Source organism: Pseudomonas sp. TH04 (genome assembly GCF_016651355.1).
GTDB lineage: Bacteria > Pseudomonadota > Gammaproteobacteria > Pseudomonadales > Pseudomonadaceae > Aquipseudomonas > Aquipseudomonas fluorescens.
The window spans coordinates 6,170,729-6,190,095 of the sequence record NZ_JAEKEA010000001.1 but is presented as its reverse complement, the minus strand read 5'-3'; the positions used below and the strand labels follow the sequence as shown (position 1 = coordinate 6,190,095).

General features: G+C 61.8%; 18 protein-coding genes. 6 read left to right on the top strand and 12 right to left on the bottom strand.

Annotated elements, in window-relative coordinates; translation table 11 throughout:
- Positions 1 to 127 precede the first annotated feature (127 nt).
- The gene (locus JFT85_RS27985) at positions 128 to 1,000 is read left to right on the top strand and encodes an undecaprenyl-diphosphate phosphatase (RefSeq protein WP_053256661.1); all 873 of its coding nucleotides are present in this window, start codon (positions 128 to 130) and stop codon (positions 998 to 1,000) included.
- An 11-nt stretch (positions 1,001 to 1,011) separates the two neighbouring features.
- Here the strand turns inward: JFT85_RS27985 and JFT85_RS27980 are convergent, their stop codons facing one another.
- Together JFT85_RS27980 and yghU are read right to left on the bottom strand one after the other, a co-directional pair.
- Positions 1,012 to 1,974, bottom strand: a complete 963-nt coding sequence (locus JFT85_RS27980) for a Dyp-type peroxidase (protein WP_053256662.1) — start codon at positions 1,972 to 1,974, stop codon at positions 1,012 to 1,014.
- Positions 1,975 to 2,097: 123 nt separating this feature from the next.
- Positions 2,098 to 2,931, bottom strand: coding sequence for a glutathione-dependent disulfide-bond oxidoreductase (yghU, locus tag JFT85_RS27975; RefSeq protein WP_078828485.1), 834 nt, complete (start codon positions 2,929 to 2,931; stop codon positions 2,098 to 2,100).
- 309 nt (positions 2,932 to 3,240) lie between these two features.
- Here yghU and mug point away from each other — a divergent pair, with 309 nt between their 5' ends.
- Positions 3,241 to 3,774, top strand: a complete 534-nt coding sequence (gene mug / locus JFT85_RS27970) for a G/U mismatch-specific DNA glycosylase (RefSeq protein ID WP_201230807.1) — start codon at positions 3,241 to 3,243, stop codon at positions 3,772 to 3,774.
- A gap of 30 nt (positions 3,775 to 3,804) precedes the next feature.
- On the top strand, positions 3,805 to 4,407 hold the full coding sequence (locus JFT85_RS27965) for a glutathione S-transferase family protein (RefSeq protein ID WP_201230805.1): 603 nt from the start codon (positions 3,805 to 3,807) through the stop codon (positions 4,405 to 4,407).
- Between the two features lie 20 nt (positions 4,408 to 4,427).
- On the opposite strand, the gene JFT85_RS27960 is transcribed toward JFT85_RS27965, so the two are convergent.
- On the bottom strand, positions 4,428 to 5,195 hold the full coding sequence (locus JFT85_RS27960) for an SDR family NAD(P)-dependent oxidoreductase (protein WP_053256666.1): 768 nt from the start codon (positions 5,193 to 5,195) through the stop codon (positions 4,428 to 4,430).
- Between the two features lie 138 nt (positions 5,196 to 5,333).
- Between JFT85_RS27960 and JFT85_RS27955 the strand changes: the two genes are divergently transcribed.
- Entirely contained in the window at positions 5,334 to 6,482 is a 1,149-nt protein-coding gene (locus tag JFT85_RS27955; protein WP_053256667.1) for an aldose epimerase family protein, read from the top strand.
- Positions 6,483 to 6,534: 52 nt separating this feature from the next.
- Here JFT85_RS27955 and araH read toward each other — a convergent pair whose 3' ends face one another.
- The 7 genes from araH to JFT85_RS27920 are packed head-to-tail and all read right to left on the bottom strand — an operon-like array spanning position 6,535 to position 14,959.
- Positions 6,535 to 7,506, bottom strand: coding sequence for an L-arabinose ABC transporter permease AraH (araH, locus tag JFT85_RS27950; RefSeq protein WP_053256668.1), 972 nt, complete (start codon positions 7,504 to 7,506; stop codon positions 6,535 to 6,537).
- 9 nt (positions 7,507 to 7,515) lie between these two features.
- Complete coding sequence (gene araG, locus JFT85_RS27945; protein ID WP_073637768.1) at positions 7,516 to 9,042, bottom strand: L-arabinose ABC transporter ATP-binding protein AraG; 1,527 nt, start codon at positions 9,040 to 9,042, stop codon at positions 7,516 to 7,518.
- A gap of 57 nt (positions 9,043 to 9,099) precedes the next feature.
- Positions 9,100 to 10,104: a substrate-binding domain-containing protein gene (locus JFT85_RS27940; protein WP_053256670.1), complete on the bottom strand. Its 1,005-nt coding sequence runs from the start codon at positions 10,102 to 10,104 to the stop codon at positions 9,100 to 9,102.
- 36 nt (positions 10,105 to 10,140) lie between these two features.
- Positions 10,141 to 11,004 (bottom strand): SMP-30/gluconolactonase/LRE family protein, encoded by an 864-nt coding sequence (locus tag JFT85_RS27935; protein WP_078828487.1) that lies wholly within the window; start codon positions 11,002 to 11,004, stop codon positions 10,141 to 10,143.
- Between the two features lie 33 nt (positions 11,005 to 11,037).
- Positions 11,038 to 12,618 (bottom strand): aldehyde dehydrogenase (NADP(+)), encoded by a 1,581-nt coding sequence (locus JFT85_RS27930; RefSeq protein ID WP_078828488.1) that lies wholly within the window; start codon positions 12,616 to 12,618, stop codon positions 11,038 to 11,040.
- Positions 12,619 to 12,628: 10 nt separating this feature from the next.
- Positions 12,629 to 13,621 carry an AraD1 family protein gene (araD1, locus tag JFT85_RS27925; RefSeq protein WP_069553562.1) on the bottom strand — a complete coding sequence of 331 codons (993 nt, stop codon included), beginning with the start codon at positions 13,619 to 13,621 and terminating at the stop codon, positions 12,629 to 12,631.
- A gap of 15 nt (positions 13,622 to 13,636) precedes the next feature.
- The gene (locus tag JFT85_RS27920) at positions 13,637 to 14,959 is read right to left on the bottom strand and encodes an MFS transporter (RefSeq protein ID WP_053256674.1); all 1,323 of its coding nucleotides are present in this window, start codon (positions 14,957 to 14,959) and stop codon (positions 13,637 to 13,639) included.
- A gap of 193 nt (positions 14,960 to 15,152) precedes the next feature.
- Here JFT85_RS27920 and JFT85_RS27915 point away from each other — a divergent pair, with 193 nt between their 5' ends.
- Together JFT85_RS27915 and JFT85_RS27910 are read left to right on the top strand one after the other, a co-directional pair.
- A complete protein-coding gene (locus JFT85_RS27915) occupies positions 15,153 to 16,889 on the top strand; it encodes an IlvD/Edd family dehydratase (RefSeq protein WP_053256675.1) in 1,737 nt (578 codons plus the stop codon).
- 47 nt (positions 16,890 to 16,936) lie between these two features.
- On the top strand, positions 16,937 to 17,659 hold the full coding sequence (locus tag JFT85_RS27910; RefSeq protein ID WP_201230803.1) for a FadR/GntR family transcriptional regulator: 723 nt from the start codon (positions 16,937 to 16,939) through the stop codon (positions 17,657 to 17,659).
- Between the two features lie 146 nt (positions 17,660 to 17,805).
- On the opposite strand, the gene JFT85_RS27905 is transcribed toward JFT85_RS27910, so the two are convergent.
- Positions 17,806 to 18,405, bottom strand: coding sequence for a hypothetical protein (locus JFT85_RS27905; protein ID WP_201230802.1), 600 nt, complete (start codon positions 18,403 to 18,405; stop codon positions 17,806 to 17,808).
- Positions 18,406 to 18,418: 13 nt separating this feature from the next.
- Positions 18,419 to 19,003 (bottom strand): papain-like cysteine protease family protein, encoded by a 585-nt coding sequence (locus JFT85_RS27900; RefSeq protein WP_201230800.1) that lies wholly within the window; start codon positions 19,001 to 19,003, stop codon positions 18,419 to 18,421.
- Between the last annotated feature and the right edge of the window lie 364 nt (positions 19,004 to 19,367).

Below are 19,367 nucleotides of genomic sequence, written 5' to 3'. Positions count from 1 at the left end.
GCAGGCCAATACATTGCCTAACCTTTCTGTTTGCTGAACCGATTGCGGATTTGTCGGGCCCCGCCGAAAATCCTGAAACATTTAGAATAAACTTTGCCCGCCTCCCTATTTTTCAAGGACATGTACTTTGACAAACGTCTGTTCCGCCGGCCTGGATGTGGGTTTTGCCTCCCTGGATTACCTGCAGATCTTCATTCTGGGCGTGATCCAGGGCATTACCGAGCTGTTGCCCGTCTCGTCCACGGCCCACATGCGCGTGGTGCCTGCCCTGCTCGGCTGGCAAGATCCGGGCTCGGCGTTTTCAGCGGCCATGCAGTTGGCGGCGCTGGCGGCGGTGGTCAGTTACTTCTGGCGCGATGTGCACCAGGTGACCACCGGCAGCATCAGCGCGGTGCGCCGGGGTGATTACAACGACCGGTGGTTCAAGCTGGCGGTGGCGATCATTTTGGCGACCATCCCGATCGGGATTGCCGGGCTGGCCTTGTCCTCGACCCTCAACACCTGCAACTCGCCGTTGCGCGGCCTGATGGTGATCGGCATTTCCTGTGTGGTCATGGCGGTGTTGCTGGCAGTCGCCGAAGTGCGGGCACGCCACACGCGGGACATGAGCGAAATGCGCCTGCGCGATGCACTGATTGTCGGCATTGCGCAGATTGGTGCGCTGATTCCCGGCGTCTCGCGTTCAGGTTCCACGCTGACCGCCGCCCTGTTCCTCAACTTCAAACGTGAAGAAGCCGCGCGCTTTTCCTTCCTGCTGGGCTTGCCGGCCATCGCCCTCGCCGGTTTGAAAGAACTGTGGGTGTTGCTGCACGCCGAGCTGCCCGCCCACGCCTGGTCGCACTTGCTCTTCGGCCTGGTGGTCGCCAGCGTCTCGGCGTTCTTCGCAATCTGGGGCCTGATGAAGTTCCTGGAGCGGTTCTCCACCTGGCCGTTCGTGATCTACCGCGCGCTGCTGGGGATTTTCCTGATCGTTGCGGTCAGCACCGGGCTGCTCAGTTAAGCAGCATTGAGCTAAGCCGCAGGCGGGCGGTCGGCCAGCGCGTCGAGCAAGTCGGCCGAAGGCACGAAAAACAGGCCGCCGGTCACCGCCGTGCTGAAGTCCAGCAAGCGGTCGTAATTGCCGACCGGGCGGCCGACGAACATGTTTTCCAGCATCTGCTCCAACGGCTGCGGCGAGCGTGCGTAGCCGATAAAGTAGGTGCCGAACTCACCGGCGCCCGGTCGGCCAAACGGCATGTTGTCACGCAGAATCTTCACTTCTTCGCCGTTTTCATCGGTGATTACGGTCAACGCGCTGTGGGCGTTGCTTGGTTTGGTTTCTTCGTCCAATTCAATGTCCGCCAGCTTGGTGCGCCCGATCACCCGCTCCTGCGCTTCCACGGTCAAGCCATTCCAGGCGGCCATGTCGTGCAGGTACTTTTGCACCAGCACGTAGCTGCCGCCTTCGAATTCAGGGTCTTCATCGCCGACGATGGTGAACCCGACCGCCTTGCGCCCCACCGGGTTCTCGGTGCCGTCGACAAAACCGATGATGCTGCGCATATCGAAGTAGCGGAAACCCTGGACCTCATCCACCACCTTGACACTGTCGCCCAGGGCCGCCATCAGTTGCGTGGCCAGTTCGAAACACAGGTCCATCTGCTCGGCACGGATATGCAGCAGGATGTCACCGGGTGTCGAAACGGCCTTGCGCCCTTCCACCCCAAACTCGCGAAACGAATGCAAGGCCGCCGGGCGCGGTGCGCCGAACAGCCGGTCCCACGCCTGCGAGCCGAACCCACAGACGCAGGTCAGGTTGCCCGCCGGTACGCGCTTGCCCACCGAGCGCACCAGGCCGGCGATGTCGCCACACCAGGCGCGCACGCGGTCTTCACTGCCGGGGGTAACGGTAGCAACCATAAAGATCGCGCTGCGGGTGATGGGATGGCAGACGGACTGCGGCTCTAAAGGGGCTTGAACAGGGCAAGTCTTCATAGTGAAAAGTCCACACGCTGAGGGCGGTTTTGACCCGCGCAGATTAGCCGACCCGCGGTGACTTCACGGCCATCCACCCGGTCATCGCAACAGACGGCCCGAAGACCGTCAAGGTGCGTGCATTCAGTCCAGGTCGCTTGCGGCATGCCGCTCCGGCAACTGCTCCGCAGGTTCCCCGGAAACCCGATTGACCCGGCGCCCGCGCTGCACCGCAGGTCGCGCTTCGATGGCGTCGGCCCAGCGCAGCACGTGCTTGTAATCCTGCACCGACAGGAATTCTGCCGCCCCATACAAGCGGCCTTTAACCAAGCCACCGTACCAGGGCCAAATCGCAATATCGGCGATGGTGTATTCATCCCCGGCGATGTACTCACTCACCGCCAGGCGTTGGTCCAACACATCCAACTGGCGCTTGGTTTCCATCGCAAACCGATTGATCGGGTATTCCATCTTGCTCGGCGCATACGCATAAAAATGCCCGAAGCCCCCGCCCAGATACGGCGCGCTGCCCATCTGCCAGAACAGCCACGACAGGCACTCAGCGCGAGCAGCCGGTTCGGTGGGGAAAAACGCCCCGAACTTCTCCGCCAGGTATTGCAGGATCGCACCGGACTCGAACACCCGAATCGGCGTGTCACCGCTATGGTCCATCAATGCCGGGATCTTGGAGTTCGGGTTGACCGCAACAAACCCGCTGCCGAACTGGTCGCCATCGCCGATCTTGATCAGCCAGGCATCGTATTCAGCGCCGGCGTGCCCCAGGGCCAGCAACTCCTCCAGCAGGATGGTGACTTTCTGCCCATTGGGCGTGGCCAGGGAATACAGTTGCAGCGGGTGCTTGCCGACTGGCAGTGTCTTGTCATGGGTCGCACCGGCAATGGGCCGGTTGATGCTGGCGAAGGTGCCGCCGCTTTCGGTGTCCCAGGTCCACACCTTCGCGGGTACGTAATCGGTCATGCTTGATTCTCCTTGGTTTCAGTACGGTTCGATGCAGACAATCGGGCCACGCTTGATCCGCCACCCAGCGCGTGGATCAGCCCCACATTAGCGTTTAATGGCGGGTTTTGCAGGGGCACTGACGTGAACGGCCGCTGCCCCTGGACCTTATCGCCGCCGACGACTTTGCCTGCCCCCCGCTGGCCAAGGACGTTAAGCTATCGGCGGATAGCTTGTCACGCTGTGGCCAGCATCACCGCCCGCGGCCATGGCTGCGCAGGCGCAGCGCTTCAGCGAATGGCCGCTCCCCCACTGACAGGCAGACCCGACATGAGCGAACGACTCGAAGACATCCTGGCCGAGCAACTGACGGTCGTGTTCTGCGGGATCAACCCCGGCAAGGGTTCTGCCGCGCTCGGCCAGCACTTTGCCAACCGCAGCAACCGCTTCTGGCGCACCCTGCACCTGGCCGGTTTCACGCCCCATGAAATTTTTCCCGAAAACGGGCGTACCTTGCTGCACTACCACTGCGGCTTGACCACTGTCGTGGAGCGCCCGACGGCGAGTGCGAGCGAGTTGGCACGGCATGAATTCAAGGCCGCGGCGGCCGGGTTCGAACAGAAAGTCCGCCACTACCGGCCACGCTGCGTGGCCTTTCTCGGCAAGGCCGGTTACAGCGCGTTGTCTGGCCAGCGCGCGATAGCCTGGGGCTTGCAAGCGCAATCATTGGGCGATGCGTCGGTGTGGGTGTTGCCCAACCCCAGTGGGCGCAACCTGGCGTTCAGCCTGGAGCAATTGGTGAGCGCCTATGGGCAGTTACGTCAGGCCATTGCGCACGCCGATCAACAGCCCTTACTCTCTTGAGCCAATGATCCGGATAGCAATGGAGGCTGCATGAAACTGATCGGTATGCTGGACTCGCCTTACGTTCGCCGCGTGGCAATTTCCCTGGAGTTGTACGGCGTAGACTTTGTGCATGAACCCTTGTCCGTGTTCAGCACCTTCAACGAATTCGCGCGGATCAACCCGGTGGTCAAGGCGCCCAGCCTGGTGCTGGAGGATGGGACGGTGCTGATGGATTCCAGCCTGATCCTGGATTACTTCGAAGCCCTCGCGCCGCCCGACAGGAAGCTCCTGCCCGCACAGGCCGAGGCGCGCGCCCATGCGCTGCAAGTGCTCGGGTTGGCCCTGGCAGCGTGTGAGAAAACCGTGCAGATTGTCTATGAACACCACCTGCGCCCGGCGGAGAAACTGCACGCGCCGTGGATCGAGCGCGTCACCGGGCAGTTGCTGGCGGCCTATACGCTGCTGGAAAAACACCTGGCCCAGCCCAGCAGCGAACCGCTGAGCCAAGCCGCGCTGACTGCGGCAGTCGCCTGGTCGTTTACCCGGTTCAAACTGCCGACGGTGCTCGAAGCCGATGCGTTTCCCCACCTGCAACGCCATACCCGCGCGCTTGAGCAGCATCCGGCCTTTCGCAGATACCCGATCGAGTAACGCGACTACACCTGACGCGACTACACCCAACCGCCATCCACAATAAAGTTCTGCGCCGAACACATCGCCGATACCTCAGAGGCAAGAAACAACGCCATATTGGCGATGTGTTCCGGCAGCACACTGCCTGGCAGGCACTGGCTGCGGCTGATCAGCTCCCGGGCCGCGTCGTCTACCCACATCGCCAATTGTTTTTCGGTCATGACCCAGCCGGGTACCAGGGTGTTGACCCGGATGCGCTCCGGTCCCAGCTCCCGGGCCAGCGCCCGCGTCATGCCATGGGCGGCAGCCTTGCTGGCCGCGTATACCGGGTAGCCCGCAGACGCCATCATCCAACCGACCGAACCCAAATTGATGATTGCCCCGCCGCCCGCGCGTTTCATCATCGGCGCCACCGCCTTCGCGGCAAAAAAAGCGTGCTTGAGGTTGACGGCTATCAACCGGTCGAACATCGCCGAATCGACCTCTTCCAGGGTGTGGCGCACATCGTTGGCGGCGTTGTTGACCAGCACGGTGATGGGGCCGAGCGAATGTTCGAAACGCTCTATCGCCGCCTGGAAGGCGATGTCATCGGTGATGTCGCAGTGCAAAAACTGCACGGTGTGCCCTTGGGCACTCAAGAACGCCGCCAATCGCTCACCCTGGCTTTGTGCCCGGTCCACAAAGCCCACCCTCGCCCCCTGCGCGGCGAAGGCCCGCACCATGAACTCACCAATGCCCGAAGCACCTCCGGAGACCAGTACGGTCTTACCCTTGAGGTCGGGATACACAGCCTGCGCAATATTCATATAACGGATGCCTCACTCAATTAGTCTTATTTTATTTTGCAAAAAGGCAGTAAAAGGCTATAAATCTGCTGTTCCATCGACAAAATATCGCACATTAGTAGAACTATTCCACTGAAAACAACAAAAGGAAGTTCGACCATGAAGCACCCTCGTCACCTGCTTTCCGGCCTTGCCCTGTCCATGATGATTGCCAGCGGCGGTGTCCAGGCCGCAGGCCTCACCAGCGAGCAAAAACCCTTCGGCAAAACCAATGACGGCACTGCCGTCGAGCAGTACATATTGCGCAACAGCCATGGCATGCAAGCCACGGTCATCACCTACGGCGGCGTATTGCAGTCGCTGAAAGTACCGGATAAAAACGGCAAGGCCGAGGACGTAGTGCTCGGTTTTGACGATGTACAGGGTTACCAGGCCGGCAGCGCATTTTTTGGCGCGACCATCGGGCGCTTTGGCAACCGCCTCGCGGGCGGCGCCTTCGAGCTCGATGGCAAACGCTATCAGGTACCCCTCAACGACGGCCCCAACGCGCTGCACGGCGGCGCACAGGGTTTCGACAAGCACGTGTGGCAAGCCAAGCCAGTCAAGGGCAAGGACTCGGTCGGCGTGACCCTCACGTACCTGTCCAAAGACGGCGAGATGGGCTTCCCCGGCAATCTGAAAACCGAGGTCACCTACAGCCTCAACGACAACAACGAACTGCACATCGATTACACGGCCACCACCGACAAACCCACGGTGCTCAACCTCACCAACCACAGTTACTTCAACCTCGCCGGCGCGGGTAACGGCGACATCCTCAAGCACGTCGCGACCTTGCATGCCAGCCACTACACGCCGGTAAATGCCACCTTGATCCCTACCGGCGAACTGGCACCGGTCAAAGGCACACCGATGGACTTCCTGGCACCCACGCCGATCGGCCAGCACATCAAGGATGACCACCCACAGCTCAAATTCGCCGAGCCGAAACAGGGCGGGTTTGACTTCAACTGGGCGCTGGACACTCAGGGCGATATCAAAAAACTCGCGGCTGAAGTACACGACCCCGCGTCAGGCCGGCATTTACAGCTCTACACCAGCGAGCCTGGCGTGCAGTTCTATACCAGCAACTTCCTCGACGGCACGGTCAAGGGCAAAGCCGGCAAGACTTACCAGCACTGGAGCGGTTTCACCCTGGAGACCCAGCACTTTCCGGATGCGCCTAACCAGCCGAAGTTTGCGTCGACACGCCTGAACCCCGGCCAGACCTATAGCCAACACACCATTTTTAAGTTCAGCGCCAAATAAACGCTGGGAGCGGGCTTGCCCGCTCCCTCCTTTTTGGCTTTCACAGACCGGGTTATCCGCGCTGTTTCATGCGGTCGATGACCACCGCCAGCAGCAGGATCGAACCGCGAATCACATACTGGTAAAAGGTGTCGATGTTCTTCAGGTTCATCGCATTCTCGATAATCGCCAGGATCAACACCCCGGCAATCACGTGGCGAATCATGCCTACCCCGCCGCTCAACGAGACCCCGCCGAGCACGCAGGCGGAAATCACCGTCAGCTCAAACCCCTGGCCAATCATCGGCTGGCCGGAGGTCATGCGTGAAGCCAGAATCACCCCCGCCAGCGCGCCAATCACGCCATGCATGGCAAAGATCAGGATCTTGGTGCGATCGACATTCACCCCGGCCAGCAACGCCGCTTCCGGGTTGCCGCCGATGGCCATGGTGTTGCGCCCATAGGTGGTGTAGTTGAGCAGCCAGCCGAAAAACAGGAAGCATACAATGGTGATCAGGATCGGCACCGGCACGCCCAGCAACTGGCCGTTGCCGAAGATGAAAAACTGCTCCTGCGACACCCCTACAGCCTTGCCGTTGGCAAAGATATAGGCCAGGCCGCGCACGATCTGCATGGTCGCCAGCGTGGTAATCAAGGCATTGACCCGCAGCTTGGCGATCACGATGCCGTTGATCAGCCCGACGAGCAGCCCCATCAGTAACGCGGCGCCAATGCCCAGCATCACGCTGTCGGTATCGCGCATCACGATCGCCGCGACGACCCCGGCGCAGGCAATCACCGAGCCCACCGACAAGTCGAAATGCCCCGACGCCAGGCAAAACAGCATGGTGCAGGCGGCGATGCCGACCGTGGAAATTGCCAGGCCCAGCCCGCGCATGTTCAGCGGCGAGAGGAAGTTGTCGATCAGTAAGGCGCACAGTACAAAGATCCCGATCGCCGCCAGCAACATCGCCCAGTTATCGAGCAGCGCACGCACATCCAGGGGTTTGCGTGCCGTCGGCAACGCGTTGTGTTGGGTTGTCATGGTCATCTCTCAGTTCGCCGGGCCGCGTGGCAGGGCCAGCTGCAGCAAGTTGGATTCAGTGGCGTGTTCACGCTGTTGTTCGCCGCGCAAGGCGCCTTCGCACAGCACCAGGATGCGGTCGGAAATGCCCATGACCTCCATCAGGTCGCTGGACACCACAACCACCGCAATGCCCTGCGCTGCAAGGTGGTGGATGATCTGGTAGATCTCGGCCTTGGCGCCGATGTCGATGCCACGGGTCGGCTCGTCGAGCAGCAAGACCTTCATGGGCATCGACAACCAGCGGCCCAAAATGGCCTTCTGCTGATTGCCGCCGGACAGGTACATGATTTTTTGCGCCGCGTTCGGGGTTTTGACTTTCATCGCGCTGATCTGCTGGCCGGCATTGCCCTTTTCCCAGCCCTCGCGCAATAGCCAACCGAACGCGGAGTGAGCACCGCGTGCGCTGATATTGATGTTTTCCGCGACGCTTGCCAGCGGAATGATCCCCTCTTTCTTGCGGTCTTCCGGGCACAGCAACACACCGGCTGCGATCGCATCGCGGGGTGAGCGCAACTGCAGTGGTTGCCCGCAGAGCTGCAGGTGGCCGGCGCTCGCGCGTTCCAGCCCGCTGAGCAGCCGAAACAGCTCGGTACGCCCCGCGCCCACCAGCCCGAACAGGCCAAGAATCTCGCCCTTGCGCACCTCAAAGCTCACCGGCTCACGCAAGCCCGGGCCCAGCAGGCCGTCAACCTTGAGCGCGACCTCGCCGTGTTCGCGCGCACGGTAGTCGTAAATATCCTCAATATCGCGACCGACCATGCAGGTCACCAACTGGTCATGGGTCAACGCGTTCATGTCGTCAAAGGTGCGCACGTAGCGGCCGTCCTTGAACACCGTGACGGCGTTGCAGATGCGGAACACTTCCTCCATGCGGTGCGACACGTAGAGCACCACTTTGCCCTCGTCACGCAGGCGCGTGATGATCGCCATCAGCCGATCGATCTCGCGGGCCGACAAGCTGCTGGTCGGCTCATCGAAGGCAATCACCCGGGCGCCACGGGACAGCGCCTTGGCGATTTCCACCAGTTGGCGTTGGCCGAGGGACAGGCGACCGAGTTTTTCCTCGGGGTCGATTTCATCCGCCAGGCCTTTGAGGCACGCCAATGCTTGCTGGCGCAGAAGGCCGCGATTGACCACCCCGAAGCGCGCCGGCAGATGCCCCAGAAACAGGTTCTCGGCGACCGTCATCTCCGGCACCAGGTGCAATTCCTGGTGAATCACCGCGACGCCGCTGGCGATGCTGTCGGCGGCGGATTTGAACGCCAGCACCTGCTCGCCGATCTGCAACGTACCGCTGCTGGGCTGATAAGCTCCGCCGAGAATCTTCAACAGGGTCGACTTGCCTGCGCCGTTTTCGCCCATCAAGGCGTGCACCTGCCCAGGGTAGGCGGTGAAACTGATGCCATCCAGCGCCTTGACCCCGGGAAAGGTTTTGCCGATACCGTTAAAGCACAACCGGGCAGCGGCGTTGTGTGTCTGTACTTGCGCGTGCATAACCACCTCGTCACACGGATCAGGCGGCCCCGTTGCCGGGGCCGCCGAGGAAATCCATCAGTTCCACAAACCGATTTTTTCCAGTTCCTGCTTGAAGTTCTCGCGGGTGATCAGCGTGACTTCATCCATGGCGGTGTACTTCGGTGGCTCCTTGCCGGTGGTGACCCAGTCGAACATCATCTTCGCGGTGTTGTAGCCCTCGATGTGCGGGCTCGGCAGCATCGAGCCGAAGAAGCCGCTGTTGGGTTTCTTCAATTCGCCGATGGCGTCGGTGCCATTGATGCCGATACCGATGACATTCGCTGCGGCAAAGCCGGCACTTTCGGTGGCGCGTACGCCGCCCAGCACGGTGTTGTCGTTCATGCCGCCGATGATCAGGTTCTTGGCGCCACTGGGCAGTTTGACCAACGCCGAATTGGTGGCGTCCATGCTGCCCGGTACGTCGAGGGTTTTGGCGGCAGTGAACAGAATGTGGTCCTTGGGAATGCCGGCGTCTTCCAGGGATTTGACCGAACCGTCGGTGCGTTTTTTACCGGTATCGAGCTCGTTGAACGTGTTGATCACCGCGTAGGTGTCCTTCCAGTCCCAGCCGCGTTTTTTCGCCTCAGCCGCCATCGCGGCGCCCTGCTTCTGGCCGACTTCGAAGGCCGCCATGCCCAGGTACGGCACGTCTTCCATGAAGTTGCCCTTGGCGTCGACGAAGCGGTCATCCACCGCAATCACTTTCAGCCCGTTGGCCTTGGCCTTGGCCACGATGGCCGGCCCGAGGGACACGTCCGGCGGGCAGATCACAAAACCCTTGGCGCCGTTTGCGGCCAGGCTGTCGATGGCCGACAGGGTTTTCTCGCCATCGGGCACGGCGATCTTGATCACGGTAAAACCATGCTCCTTGCCGGCTTTTTCAGCGAAGGCCCATTCGGTCTGGAACCAGGGCTCTTCGGCCTGCTTGACCAGAAAGCCGATCTTCACTTCTTCAGCGGCCAGCAACAGGCCACTCAAGCTCAGGGCCGACACCGCGACAGCGGCGCAGCACAGGGAACGGATACCACGACGACGATTCATAGGGTGACTCCTTGTTGTTGTTTTTAAGTCTTGGGGTTAACCGGCAAAGCGGTGACAGGGTGTGCCGGGCACATCGAGCTCAATGGCCAATACCGCGCCATCCAGCGGGTGGCCCAAGGGGCTGGCGGCGCTGGTGATATACAGCGTGGTGAGGTTGGGGCCACCAAACACGCAACTGGTGGGCCGGCTGACAGGCAGTTCGAGAATGCGCTCCACCTCGCCTTCGGGCGACAGGCGCAGCAGGCAACTGCCGTCCCAGCGCGCATTCCAGATATAGCCTTCGCTGTCCAGCGCCGAGCCGTCCGGCCCGCCGCGCGCATGCGGACCGAACCACACCTGGGCCGCATCGAGCTGGCCACCCGCCTGGATCGAATGCCGATACAACGTGCCGTCCATGCTGTCGCCGAAGTGCACCTGGGTGCCGTCCTCGTTCCACAGCAAGGTGTTGGGAATGCCCAGGCCATGCAGCAGCGGGGTTACCTGCGCGTCGGCGTCAATACGAAACAAACCACCGGAACGCCGCGTGATGGGCAGGTCCTCACCGCGCTCGCCGAGGTTGTTTTGCATGGTGCCCAGCCACAGTCGGCCCTGGGCATCACAGCGCGCTTCGTTGCCCCGGTTGCCGGGCTGCGGGTCGGCGACACAGAGCAGGGTCAAGGCCTCGGTTGCCAGGTCCAGGCGATACACGCCGCTGCTCAAGGTCACCAGTGCATCGCCGCTTTCACACGGGATGAATGCCGAAACATGCTCCGGCAACTGCCAGATCTGCAATTGCCCGCCCATCAGGCGCAGCGCCTGTTTGCCGGCGATATTGACCCAATACAGCGCCTGGGTCGGCACGTCCCAGAACGGGCCTTCGCCCAACTGCGCACGGTGCGCGGTGACTGCGGTACACGGCATGTTGCCTCCTGGAGCAGGGTTCTCAGGTACGTGTTACAGCGGGTCGCGGGAAGGCATGCCATCCACCAGCCGCTGAATACGCAACGGGTTGGCGTTTTTCAACGCGTCAGGCAGCAGGCTATCAGGGTAATTCTGGAAGCACACCGGGCGCAGGAAACGGTCGATGGCCAGGGTGCCGACCGAGGTGCCACGGGCATCGGAGGTCGCCGGGTAGGGGCCGCCATGGACCATCGAATCGCACACTTCAACACCGGTTGGGTAACCGTTAAGAAGGATGCGGCCGACCTTTTGCTCCAGCAACGGCGTCAATTCAGCGAACTGCTCAAAGTCGGTGGGCTCGCCGATAATCGTCGCCGTCAGTTGCCCGTGCAAGCCGTGCAAGGCCTGGCTGAGTTGGGCCTGGTCGGCCACGGCGACAAACACGGTAGTTGGGCCAAACACTTCCTCCTGCAGCACTTCATCGCCGTCGATCAACAAACGCACATCGGCCTTGAACAGCTGCGGCTGCGCCTGATTGCCGGTTTGGGCATTACCCGCCAGGTGCTGAATAGCGGGGTGTGCGAGCAGTTTTTCCAAGCCTTTGCCGTAGCTGCTCAAGGTGCCGGCGTTGAGCATGGTTTGCGCCGGTTGAGCGCCGATCAGTTGTGCCACTTGCTCGGTGAATGCCGTGAACTGCGCCGAAGCGATGCCGATCACCAGGCCGGGGTTGGTGCAAAACTGCCCACAGCCCTGCACCACCGAAGCGGTCAGGTCGCGGGCGACTGTTTCCGAGCGCGCCTGCAACGCCTGGGGCAAGACAATCACCGGGTTGATGCTCGACATCTCGGCAAACACCGGGATCGGCTGCGCGCGGGCCGCCGCCATGTCACACAGCGCGCGACCGCCCTTGAGCGAGCCGGTAAAGCCCACCGCCTGGATCGCCGGGTGCTTGACCAGTGCTTCGCCGACGCCGCCGCCGAAGATCATGTTGAATACCCCCGCCGGCATCTCGGTGGCCTCGGCCGCCCGAATGATTGCATCGGCAACGCGCTCGGCGGTCGCCATATGCCCGCTGTGAGCCTTGAACACCACCGGGCAACCCGCCGCCAATGCCGCAGCGGTGTCGCCACCCGCGGTGGAAAACGCCAAGGGGAAATTGCTCGCGCCAAACACTGCGACCGGGCCGAGGCCGATGCGGTATTGCCGCAGGTCCGGGCGCGGCAGTGGCTGGCGGTCGGGCAAGGCGTTGTCGATACGTGCGCCGTAGAAGTCGCCACGACGCAACACCGTGGCAAACAAACGCATCTGCCCGCTGGTACGCCCGCGCTCGCCTTTTATACGCGCTGCCGGCAATGCGGTTTCGCGGCAGACCAACTCAATGAAATCATCACCCAGCGCCTCCAGTTCGTCGGCCACTGCATCCAGGAATTGCGCGCGGCGCGAGGCACTCAACGAGCGGTAGGCCGGGTAAGCGGCGGCAGCGGCGCGGGCGGCGGCATCGACCTCCTCGGGCGTGGCTTGATAGAAGGCCAGGGGCAAGGATTCGCCGGTACTGGCGTCGACGCTGTTGAGCGTGACGCTGCCCTGGGCACTGCGCTGGCCGCCGATGTAGTTGTGGCCGAGGAACGAGGTCATGGAGTTCTCCTTAAAGGGTGATGACATTGCCGGGTTCGAACACCGCGTCGGCCTTACCGACTGTGTTGATCAGCGGCGCGCCGAATTCGGTTTGGCTGATCTCGAACACATCCCCCGGCTGGGTACGTATACCGTCCGCGAATGACAAGGTGGCGGTGCCGAAGAAGTGAATATGCACATCGCCCGGCGTGAGGAACTGGCGGTATTTGAAGTGGTGGTATTCGAGGTTTTCCAGGCTGTGGCACATGTTGGCCTCGCCACTGAGGAATTCGTTCTGCCAGATCACTTCGCCGTCGCGCAGGATGCGGCTGGTGCCCGCCAGGTGCTGGGGCAACTCGCCCACGCGCAATTCGGGGCCATAGCTGCAACTGCGCAGTTTGGAGTGCGCCAGGTACAGGTAGTTTTTGCGCTCCATCACATGGTCGGAAAATTCGTTGCCTACGGCGAAGCCAAGGCGATAAGGCTTGCCATCGTGGCCGATCACGTAGAGGCCGCCGATCTCCGGTTCTTCGCCGGCATCTTCTGCAAACGGCGGCACCGGGAATGCTGCGCCCGGGCGCACAACGATGCTGCCGTCGCCCTTGTAGAACCATTCAGGTTGTACGCCCGCTTGGCCGGCGGCGGGTTTGCCGCCCTCCACGCCCCATTTGAAGATGCGCAGGGTGTCGGTCATGGCGCTGTCGTCACCGACTTGCTTGTGCATCTTGTCGCGCGCCGAAGCACTGCCCAGGTGGGTCAGGCCGGTGCCGCTGATCAACATATGCGCCGGGTCCGGGTGGTCGAGGGGTGGCAGGATTTTCAGGTCGGCCAACAGCGCCGCGTAGTCGTAGCTGTCACCCAGGCCCAGGCGGTTGACCTGTTGCGCCAGGCCCACGCCGGCTTCAATGGCAGCCAGCGCCAACTCACGCACGCTGCGGGCGCTCTGCACTTCGCGCACTGTGCGGCCTTCCACGACGCCGACGCGGCGCTCGCCGTTACGTAACTCGAACTGAACTAAACGCATGAAGTGACTCCTCGATTAAGTACGTGTGGCGCCACGCGCACTGGCGGCGAATTGCTCGACCGGCAGCACGTGCTTGCGCTCCAGCAGGCGGTAGACCACGCCGGTCAGCACCAGCCCGAATACCATCACCGCGCTCAGGAAGTACAAACCGGAGGCCAGGGTGCCGGTGTATTCCTTGAGTGCACCAATCACAAACGGACCGATGTAGCCGCCGAGGTTGCCCACCGAATTGATCAGCGCAATCCCTGCCGCCGCGCTCGCGCCGGCAAAAAACCGGCCCGGTAACGTCCAGAACACTGCCGTGCAGGAAAACAGCGCAAACGCCGCCAGGCACAGCGCGGCCATTTGCAGCACCGGCACGCTCAGCCAGGCGCTCAAAAACAGGCCGATGGCGCCGAGCACATAGAGCACCGCGAGGTGGCCGTAGCGGTCGTTCAAGCGGTCGGAACTGCGCGGGATGATCAGCAGGCCGATGATGCCGAAGATGTACGGCACCGCCGAGACGAACCCGGTGACCAGGTCACTGCCGCCGAACTGCTTGATCAACGTCGGCAGCCACAACCCCAGCCCATAAATGCTCAAGGTCACCGGCAGGTAGAACAGCGCCAGCAGCAACACCCGCTTATCTTTGAGCGCATGCAGCGGGTTGCCGTGGCGGGTCTGGCCGTAGGCTTGCAGGTCTTTATTGAGCTCGCCGGTGAGCCAGGTCTTTTCGTCTTCGCTCATCCACTTGACCTGTTTGGGGCCGTCCGGCAGGTAGCGCAACACCGGCCAGGTGAGCAGCAGCGCCGGGGTGCCGATCACGATAAACAGCCACTGCCAGCCGTGCAGCCCAAGAATGCCGTCCATGCCCAGCAAGCCGCCGGACACCGGGCCGGTGATCATCATCGCGATGGGTTGGGACAGGATAAACAGCCCGAGGATCTTGCCGCGATGGCGCACCGGAAACCATTGGGTGATGTAGTAGAGAACGCCCGGAAAGAACCCGGCTTCCGCCGCACCGAGCAGAAAGCGCATCAGGTAAAAACTCTGTGGCCCTTGTACGAATGCCATGCCGATGGTGATGGCGCCCCACGTGAGCATGATGCGCGCAAACCAGCGCCGGGCGCCGAAACGGTCGAGCATCAGGTTGCTGGGAATCTCGAACAGGAAGTAGCCAATGAAGAACAGCCCCGCACCCAGACCGTACGCGGCGTCACCAATGCCGACGTCGGCGCCCATGTGCAACTTGGCAAAGCCGACTGCCGAGCGGTCCACGTAGGCGACCAGGTACAGCAGGATCAGGAAGGGAATCAGTTTCAGCGTGATGCGCCGAATAAGCCGCAGTTCCTGGCTCATGGGGGTCGATCTCCGATTGTTGTTTTTATAGAAGCTCGGGGGACGCCTCTCGCGAAAATCCGCCAGGGTCATGCCTCAGTTAAGACGGACTATATAGTAGGACTATTTGCAAAACAACACTTCCAAAGCTTCGATTTTGCGCTTATGTTTAGCCACATATAGAACATATAGTCATACAATAAGAGAAGCCATCATGCCTGATAAAAAGCCCGCCCTCCGCTCCGCCCAGTGGTTCGGCACCGCCGACAAGAACGGCTTTATGTACCGCAGCTGGATGAAGAACCAGGGCATCGCCGACCATCAGTTCCACGGAAAACCGATCATCGGCATCTGCAACACCTGGTCGGAGCTGACCCCGTGTAACGCGCATTTCCGCCAGATCGCCGAGCACGTCAAACGCGGCGTGATCGAGGCCGGTGGCTTCCCTGTCGAATTCCCGGTGTTCTCCAACGGCGAATCCAACCTGCGCCCCACCGCCATGCTCACCCGTAACCTGGCGAGCATGGACGTGGAAGAAGCCATTCGCGGCAACCCCATCGACGGCGTCGTGCTGTTGACCGGCTGTGACAAAACCACCCCGGCCCTGCTGATGGGCGCGGCCAGTTGCGACGTGCCGGCCATCGTGGTCACCGGCGGGCCGATGCTCAACGGCAAGCACAAGGGCCAGGACATCGGCTCGGGCACCGTGGTCTGGCAGCTCAGCGAACAGGTCAAGGCCGGTACGATTACCCTGGACGATTTCCTCGCCGCCGAAGGTGGCATGTCGCGGTCGGCGGGCACCTGCAACACCATGGGCACCGCGTCGACCATGGCGTGCATGGCCGAGGCCCTGGGCACTTCCCTGCCCCACAACGCGGCGATTCCGGCGGTGGATGCGCGGCGTTACGTGCTGGCGCACATGTCCGGCATGCGCGCGGTGGAGATGGTGCGCGAAGACTTGAAGCTGTCGAAGATCCTTACCAAGGAAGCGTTTGAAAACGCGATCCGCGTGAATGCGGCCATCGGTGGTTCGACCAACGCGGTGATCCACTTGAAAGCCATTGCCGGGCGCATTGGCGTCGAGCTCGACCTGGATGACTGGACACGCATGGGCCGTGGCATGCCGACCATCGTCGACCTGCAACCCTCGGGACGCTTCCTGATGGAGGAGTTCTATTACGCCGGCGGCTTGCCGGCCGTGCTGCGCCGCCTGGGCGAAGCCAACCTGATCCCGCATCCGCACGCGTTGACCGTCAATGGCAAGTCCCTGGGCGAAAACACCAAGGACTCGCCGATCTATGGCCAGGACGAAGTCATCCGCACCCTCGACAACCCGATCCGCGCCGACGGCGGCATTTGCGTGCTGCGCGGTAACCTGGCGCCGCTGGGCGCGGTGCTCAAGCCGTCGGCCGCCAGCCCGCAGTTGATGCAGCACCGTGGCCGTGCGGTGGTGTTCGAGGACTTCGACATGTACAAGGCCCGCATCAACGACCCGGCGCTGGACGTGGATGCCAACTCGATCCTGGTCATGAAAAACTGCGGGCCCAAGGGCTACCCAGGCATGGCCGAAGTCGGCAACATGGGCTTGCCGGCCAAACTGCTGGCCCAGGGTGTGACCGATATGGTGCGTATTTCCGACGCGCGCATGAGCGGCACCGCCTACGGCACGGTGGTGCTGCACGTGGCACCGGAAGCCGCTGCCGGTGGCCCATTGGCGACGGTGAAGGAAGGTGACTGGATCGAACTCGATTGCGCCAATGGCCGCCTGCACCTGGACATCCCCGACGCAGAGCTGGCGGCGCGCATGGCGGACCTGGCCCCCCCGCAGAAGCTGATCGTCGGCGGCTACCGTCAGCTGTACATCGACCACGTGCTGCAAGCGGACCAAGGCTGCGACTTTGACTTCCTGGTGGGTTGCCGTGGGGCTGAAGTCCCGCGTCATTCCCACTAATTGGGATGCTATGATGCCGCTTATTTAGCCAGAGCCTCCCGTTCGTTATGGATCACCAGCCGCCCAAGCCGCGCAAGAGCATGCATGCCCAGATCGTTCAGGACTTGGGCATGCACATCGTTTCCGGCCGCTTCAAACCTGAAGAACGCCTGCCCATGGAGGCCACGCTCTGCGAGGAGTACAAGGTCAGCCGCTCGGTGTTGCGCGAGGCGACGCGGGTGCTCAGCGCCAAGGGCCTGGTGTATTCCAAGCCACGGGTGGGCGCGGTGGTGCGGCCACGCTTGAAATGGCACCTGCTCGACCCGGACGTGTTGTCCTGGCTGATGCAGTCCACGCCCCACAGTGAGTTCTTCAACACCCTGGCCGGTGTGCGGCGCATTCTCGAACCGGAAATCGCCGCCATGGCCGCGACCACCGCCACCGACGCAGACATCGCCACCATCGAAAAAGCCTACGTGGGCATGGAGACCGCAAAGACCCACGACGAGCTGTTGCAAGCCGACCTGGACTTTCACCGGGCGATTGCCGACGGGACCCGCAACGACTTGCTCGCCTACATGTGCAACATGCTCTCGCTGCCGCTGCGCGAGTCGATCAACATCACCAACCGCCGCCCGGACATCCAGGGCCTCAGCCTGCCCCGCCACAAGGCCATCCTCACCGCCATCCAGAATCGCGACGCGCTCGGCGCCCGGCACGCCTCACTGGTGCAACTGGATGACACCCGCGTGGCGCTGGACACGGTGATGAATGTGCTGACCCCGTTGTAAGTGCATCGTCTACGCTCAGGGCGCAGTTCGAGGCGCCGGCCATGGGCCGACGACATTCGCAGTAACGCTTCATGGCGCCCGCATCGCTGACTCGCTTCGAAAAACAAGCCCGGACACTGTCCGGGCTTGTTTACCTCAGGCTGTTATCAACTGCCCAACTCGCCACGGGTGTCTGCAGCGAAGCGCTGACGGGCCTGTTCAGCCGCCGGCTTGAGCAACGCAAGCAGCGCCGCCTCACTGTACAACTGCGTGATCGCCAGGTCCTTGGGCGTCGGCTCAATCGGGATCAGCACCTGTTCGCCGTCGGCGTGCAGCCAGATGGCCACAACGTGCAGTGCCGAGATGAATAACACGCGCAGTTCCACGGTTTTACCCTGCAATTGCGCCGACTGTTCCGCCAGTTTCAGCGCCTCCACGGTCGCCGCTGCCAGCGTCCCATGGTTGAGCGACGCGAACTCGACGTGCCCGCGTACGTCGGCCAATTGCGCGTCGGCAATCGTCGCGCCATCGGCAAACACCAGGTAATGCCAATCACCGACCTTAGCGTCTTTCAGGCCTTTACCGAGGCTCAGGTCCTCCAGGCTGAGCGAGTAGCCACGATAGCCTTCGCTCAGCCTGATTTGGCCCGGCACAGCGGCCGCGAATTGGCGATTGATGCCGAAGCCCTGGGTGTGCAGCGCAGCTTGCAGCGCTGGACGCAGTACCTGTACGCCGTTGGAAGGCGCCTTTGGATAAGTCAGTTGCATGATGCAGCCCTCCTCAGTTCTTTACGGTGAAGTACGTGTTGGTCCAATTGCCGCCGCCGTTGTACGAACCGGGGAACGCGTTCAAGGCACGGGTCGAATAGCCGTAGATCGAGTCGGCGATCAACAGGTAATTGCCGTTGGTGCCATAGATCACCAGAAAGTGCGCACCGCCACCGTACCAGGCGCAACGCAAACCGATGGGGCGGCCCATGTTGAGCTGCTTCTGGATGGCCGACATCTGCAGCGAGCCTTGATTCATGCCGTTGTAACTGCGCGTGATCCGCAAAGCGGCGTCCAGATAGCCGTAGACGTTGCACGGTCCCGGCTGGTTGCAGCAGTTGCGGTCCAGCGCGTTGCTGGCCACGCCGCATTGGGTCCAGGACCCGGTGCCGTAGTAGTGACCGACCGACGCGGAAACCGCCGCCCAACACCAGTTGGTCTGGGTTTGTTTCTGCATGCTGAAATTCAGGCCGGCGGCGGCCATTGCTTTGAGCTGATGAGCCGCGTCTACCTCGACCAATTGCGGGTCGAGCAGATGGCCGACCAGGCAGTTGGGCTGTGTATCGCCGGTGAACCGGGTTGTTTCAGGGGTTAACATTTTTCAATCCTCCATGAATGAACACACGCGTCCAGCGTGTAAAGGTGCAGCGGTGTTGCTGAGCTATCGACGTTCCGGGATGCCCGTATTCGAGGGCGCGTACCGATCTGGCTCGAGGTAACCCTAGGTGTGAATATGCATTAGCGCAAACAATTAAATGCATATGCGCATATTTGCCCTTTATCAAAAGTGACAGCGTTTAAAAGGTGATGGATTATCTGGAAGCCTGATCTATGCGAATCGGCGGTTTTTTTGCTGTGTAACAATCAACCCCGTCGTCGCTTCGCAATGTGCGCCTGGCCGACCCGGCTGTCAGTGAATGTTTGAAACAGAGTCTCAGGTAACTTAAACGATTCAGGCCCAG

Coding starts and splice junctions, on each gene's coding strand:
- JFT85_RS27980 (WP_053256662.1), bottom strand. CDS start 1,974: ATGAAGACTTGCCCTGTTCAAGCCCCTTTAGAGCCGCAGTCCGTCTGC.
- yghU (WP_078828485.1), bottom strand. CDS start 2,931: ATGACCGATTACGTACCCGCGAAGGTGTGGACCTGGGACACCGAAAGC.
- mug (WP_201230807.1), top strand. CDS start 3,241: ATGAGCGAACGACTCGAAGACATCCTGGCCGAGCAACTGACGGTCGTG.
- JFT85_RS27965 (WP_201230805.1), top strand. CDS start 3,805: ATGAAACTGATCGGTATGCTGGACTCGCCTTACGTTCGCCGCGTGGCA.
- JFT85_RS27960 (WP_053256666.1), bottom strand. CDS start 5,195: ATGAATATTGCGCAGGCTGTGTATCCCGACCTCAAGGGTAAGACCGTA.
- JFT85_RS27955 (WP_053256667.1), top strand. CDS start 5,334: ATGAAGCACCCTCGTCACCTGCTTTCCGGCCTTGCCCTGTCCATGATG.
- araH (WP_053256668.1), bottom strand. CDS start 7,506: ATGACAACCCAACACAACGCGTTGCCGACGGCACGCAAACCCCTGGAT.
- araG (WP_073637768.1), bottom strand. CDS start 9,042: ATGCACGCGCAAGTACAGACACACAACGCCGCTGCCCGGTTGTGCTTT.
- JFT85_RS27940 (WP_053256670.1), bottom strand. CDS start 10,104: ATGAATCGTCGTCGTGGTATCCGTTCCCTGTGCTGCGCCGCTGTCGCG.
- JFT85_RS27935 (WP_078828487.1), bottom strand. CDS start 11,004: ATGCCGTGTACCGCAGTCACCGCGCACCGTGCGCAGTTGGGCGAAGGC.
- JFT85_RS27930 (WP_078828488.1), bottom strand. CDS start 12,618: ATGACCTCGTTCCTCGGCCACAACTACATCGGCGGCCAGCGCAGTGCC.
- araD1 (WP_069553562.1), bottom strand. CDS start 13,621: ATGCGTTTAGTTCAGTTCGAGTTACGTAACGGCGAGCGCCGCGTCGGC.
- JFT85_RS27920 (WP_053256674.1), bottom strand. CDS start 14,959: ATGAGCCAGGAACTGCGGCTTATTCGGCGCATCACGCTGAAACTGATT.
- JFT85_RS27915 (WP_053256675.1), top strand. CDS start 15,153: ATGCCTGATAAAAAGCCCGCCCTCCGCTCCGCCCAGTGGTTCGGCACC.
- JFT85_RS27910 (WP_201230803.1), top strand. CDS start 16,937: ATGGATCACCAGCCGCCCAAGCCGCGCAAGAGCATGCATGCCCAGATC.
- JFT85_RS27905 (WP_201230802.1), bottom strand. CDS start 18,405: ATGCAACTGACTTATCCAAAGGCGCCTTCCAACGGCGTACAGGTACTG.
- JFT85_RS27900 (WP_201230800.1), bottom strand. CDS start 19,003: ATGTTAACCCCTGAAACAACCCGGTTCACCGGCGATACACAGCCCAAC.